3 protein-coding genes and 1 pseudogene are annotated in these 3,356 nt (G+C 57.8%); 1 reads left to right on the top strand and 3 read right to left on the bottom strand.

Going from position 1 to position 3,356, the window contains the following annotated elements:
- Positions 1–182: pseudogene (locus BRA42_RS01690) on the bottom strand (phenylacetate--CoA ligase family protein); the annotation flags it as partial.
- Positions 183–785: 603 nt separating this feature from the next.
- Between BRA42_RS01690 and BRA42_RS01685 the strand changes: the two are divergent.
- Complete coding sequence (locus BRA42_RS01685) at positions 786–1,877, top strand: archaeosine biosynthesis radical SAM protein RaSEA (protein ID WP_342770529.1); 1,092 nt, start codon at positions 786–788, stop codon at positions 1,875–1,877.
- A gap of 68 nt (positions 1,878–1,945) precedes the next feature.
- Here BRA42_RS01685 and BRA42_RS01680 read toward each other — a convergent pair whose 3' ends face one another.
- Positions 1,946–2,488 carry a hypothetical protein gene (locus BRA42_RS01680; protein ID WP_342771321.1) on the bottom strand — a complete coding sequence of 181 codons (543 nt, stop codon included), beginning with the start codon at positions 2,486–2,488 and terminating at the stop codon, positions 1,946–1,948.
- 128 nt (positions 2,489–2,616) lie between these two features.
- Entirely contained in the window at positions 2,617–3,213 is a 597-nt protein-coding gene (locus tag BRA42_RS01675) for a hypothetical protein (protein WP_342771320.1), read from the bottom strand.
- Positions 3,214–3,356: the final 143 nt, after the last annotated feature.

Raw genomic sequence — 3,356 nt, 5'->3', positions numbered from 1 at the left:
GCGTGGTCGAGCAGGCGCGAGAGTGTCTGTATCTGGTAGGCCGTGAGTTCCTCACGGCTCCATCGTTGAGACCGCTGGAGGAGATCGTACGTCTTTCTATAGGCGTTATAGGAGGGAAGGATCCCGAGGGCTTTTGCTGTGAGCGATTCCCGGCCGTAGATCTTCTCTCCCTGGTGTATCAAGATATCCTCTCCTCTTCTCATGTAATATACCCTCTTAGCCGCCGGTGCGCCATCACTGTGCACCCCTTACGCTTCACAATCTCGCTTTTTTTCCGGAAAACCCCGGGTTGATCCGGTTACCTCTCCCGTTTGACCCGTCTCCGATCGGTTCACCGGCCGTGAATCTCCTCCGGGTTCCCGGGGAGTATACCCTCAAACAACGTATATAAAAATTGGCATACCGACGCGAGTTCCATTTGAGATCGGGGTCTCATAAATGGATGAATGGTTCTTCGATAGGGTATGATGACGGCTCAAATCCGGCTCTTTTCAGCGAAGTGCCCGATCCCCTGTATTTCCGGTCATGGAATGCCATTTGGAAAACCCGGACCGGTTATGGTGACGTTTTGGTAAACTATAAATATACAAACGCCCATCAGGGGGATGTCTTGGTAAGATAAGGCGACAATCCCCGGACCCGTGCACCTTCATACGGCGGTGCACGGGTCCGGGGGAGAGGGGGGAATCGTTATTCTCGAAAAGGCCGTACCTGATAGCGGTAGCGATGCGGAGGCTCCTATAGGTCTCCCGACAGAACGTGACGTCCTGGATGAAATCCGGACATTGGCCAGCGAATTACGCAGGCAGAACGGAGATGCTTCACAAAGTCTCGACTTTACCACGCCCATCGGCTGGGAAGAGAGGGTGGGCTACCTTGACGGCCGGCCCATCAGGCGCTTGATCGTCTTCCTTCGCTCCACGGGCTGCGAGTGGGTCGAGAAGACCGGGGGGTGCACCATGTGCGGGTTTTACTGTGCAACGTCCCGCGGCAGGGAGGTCTCGGCGGCGGAGTACGTCGCACAGTTCGAGTACGTGATGAACGCCGTCGACCTCCGGGATTACCCGATTGTCTCGATATACAACGACGGGAATATCTTTAATGAACGTGAGATGCCGGTCGCCGCCATCGAGAAGATCTGTTCGTATATCGACGGCTACCGAAACATCAGGAAGGTGGTCGTCGAATCGCGGATCGACTATTCGCCCGATGAACATGTGCAGAAGATGAAGAAAGCCCTGAACGGGCGGCAACTTGAGGTGGCGTTCGGGTTTGAGTCTGCAAACCCTCAGGTGATGAACCTCTGTATCAACAAAGGGTTCTCGGCCAACAACTTCGATATCTTCTATTCGCGGATGCGGGGCATGGGCGTACTGACAAAACCGCTCCTGCTCGTGAAGCCGCCGTTCCTCACGGAAGCGGAAGCGATACGCGATATCCTCGATACCATATCCTTCTGTGTCTCCCGGGGGATCGACTATGTCGACCTTGAAGTGACGACGGTCGAGAAGAACACCGTTGTGCACGAACTCTGGAAGAACAACCTCTACCGCCCGCCGTGGCTCTGGAGCCTCGTCGACCTCCTGCAGCAGTGCCGGGAGCGGTTCGGGGACCGTGCCCATGTCTACGTCAGCCCCTGGAACTACTCGGTCGAGTCCCTGGACTGGGCCCGGAACTGCGGGAAGTGCGATGAGGAGGTCACGCGGGCGATTGAACGCTACAATTGCGGCTTTGATACGGCGGAGTTCGATGGGCTGGATTGTTCGTGCCGGGACGAGTGGAGGGAGGCCACTACGACGGAGGACCCCCGCACGATCCCGGAGAGGGTCCGCGAACAGCTGGCATACGTGCGGAATGCGCGGCTCTCATCGCTGTAGGTATCGGCCCGGGAGGCGGCCGACCCGATACTTTTTCAGCGAAGGCCGGCCTCACATCGAGGCGAGGGTCAGTCGAGTATTCCCTCCATATCGACGATCGCGTACGACGGGTAGAGGTAGAAGATCGTCGTGCTGCTGTAGATCATCATCACCCTCTCGTTCCGTTCAAAGACATGCCGCTGGTGGTCCCGGGACTTAAACGCCGCCTGGTGATACTCGGGAAGGGGGCCTGCACCCGGTCTTCCGTCCCGGACTGTGGCGTTGCAACGCCCTTTGCCGGTTTGCTTCTCTTCTTCGTCCACTTCGATGAAGAACGACAGCGGCAGTTCGTCGCTCCGGAACTCTACGTCGATGTACCCCTGCTCCCGGTTCGGGTCCTCCTCCGCAAAGCCCGTCCTGACCGAGGTGATGTTCCAGCCGTTCTCAAGCAGGACTCCGGCCTGCCGGTCGGCGAGGACGATCGCGATCACCTCCGTGACGTCGTTGTCGAAACCCCTTACCGGGATCGCAGAAGTGGTGATCGGGATCGCGACATCCCCCGCTCGTAGTGGAGGACCGCCGGGGTGGGGGTGACGTTTTCCGGCATACCGGTGTCCGCCGTGCCGGTGCACCCGGCCCCGAACACCAGGAAGGCCAGCGCAAGGAAAAGGATCGGTATGGCTTGCGTCTGCGTTCCCGGTTTTCTGTTCATTGTTTTTCCTCCTGGTACGGCGGTCCTGCCGGGTGTGCTGTTTTCGCTTCAGTCAGGGGCCCATACATTCGCATCTCCGTATGAGGGGTAGAGGTAGAAGATCGTTGTTTTGTTATAGACCATTAGCACCCTCTCGTTGTTGCGATCGATGACCTCAAACCGGTTCATGTACAGGTTTGCCGCCTGGTAGTAGTCAGGGCAGGGTCCTGTGGACTCGGGCCATGGGCGGCCCCCCCAGATTGTGGCGTTGCAACGCCCTTTGCCGGTTTGCTTTTCTTCTTCTTCCACTTCGATGAAGAACGACAGCGGCAGTTCATCGCTCTGGAACTCCACGTCGATGTGCTCCCGGTTCGGGTCCTCCTCCGCAAAGCCCGTCCTGACCGAGGCGATGTTCCAGCCGTTCTCAAGCAGGACTCCGGCCCGCCGGTCGGCGAGGAGGATCTCGATCACCTCCGTGACGTTGACGTCGAACCTTCTTACCGGGATCTCGGAGGTGTTGACGGAGATCGAGACACTCCCCCGCTCGTAGTGGAGGATCGGAGGAATGGTGGCGTTTTCCGGTGTGTCTGTGCCCCAGGAATCGACGCAACCGACTCCGAATACCAGGAACACTAGTGCAAGGGAGAGAATGAAGATCCGTTTCATCTTTGCATCTCCACGTTTTCATACCACTCTCTCCCGTAGGAGGGGTAGAGGTAGAAGATCGTCGTTTCGTTGTAGACCATCACCACCCGCTCGTTGTGGTGGTGATCGAAGACATAGCACAGGTGCGTGCTCAGGTTCTGGTG

The sequence above is a fragment of the Methanoculleus sp. UBA374 genome (assembly GCA_002508705.1).
In the GTDB taxonomy this organism is placed as follows: Archaea; Halobacteriota; Methanomicrobia; order Methanomicrobiales; family Methanoculleaceae; genus Methanoculleus; species Methanoculleus palmolei.
The sequence above is the reverse complement of the archived record's forward strand: the minus strand, read 5'-3'. Positions and strand labels throughout refer to the sequence as shown.